Consider the following 587-nt stretch of genomic DNA (forward strand, 5'->3'; position numbering starts at 1 on the left):
GCCACCGTCAGCCAGGAAGCAGATGACAAGTATTATGTATCATTACTGTATGCGGCAGAAGAACCGGAACATGAAATCAGACCAGTAAAAACCGCAATCGGACTTGATTTTTCCATGAGCGAATTGTATGTAGATTCCAATGGAGCTCATGCAGATTATCCTCATTTTTTCCGAAAATCCCAGGAAAAACTTGCAAGGGAGCAGCGCAGGCTGAGTCATTGCGAAAAGGGGAGCGGCCGTTACATGAAACAGAAAAAGAAAATAGCCAGACTCCATGCTCATATCGCACGTCAGCGGAAAGACTATCTACACAAGGAATCCAGAAAGATAACCAATTTTTATGATCTTGTGTGTATAGAATCTTTGAATATGAAAGAAATGAGCCAGGATTCAAGGTTCGGAACGAGTGTTCATGATAATGGATGGGGTATGTTTACTGATTTTCTTTCCTACAAATTAGAACGTGCCGGTAAGAAACTGGTTCGTATTGATAAGTGGTATCCCAGTTCAAAAATCTGCAGCTGTTGCGGAAAACTCAAAAAGGAGTTGAAACTGGAAGACCGTATCTATAGCTGCACCTGTGGAAA

Annotated in this window: 1 protein-coding gene; it reads left to right on the forward strand. The window is 41.9% G+C overall.

Translation table 11 applies throughout. The features are described from left to right. Nucleotides 1-45 precede the first annotated feature (45 nt). Nucleotides 46-587: transposase (locus tag GPK83_RS15375; RefSeq protein ID WP_252196395.1), on the forward strand; the 542-nt coding region annotated here is incomplete at its 3' end.

Source organism: Clostridium sp. MCC328 (genome assembly GCF_018785465.1).
In the GTDB taxonomy this organism is placed as follows: domain Bacteria; phylum Bacillota; class Clostridia; order Lachnospirales; family Lachnospiraceae; genus Pilosibacter; species Pilosibacter fragilis.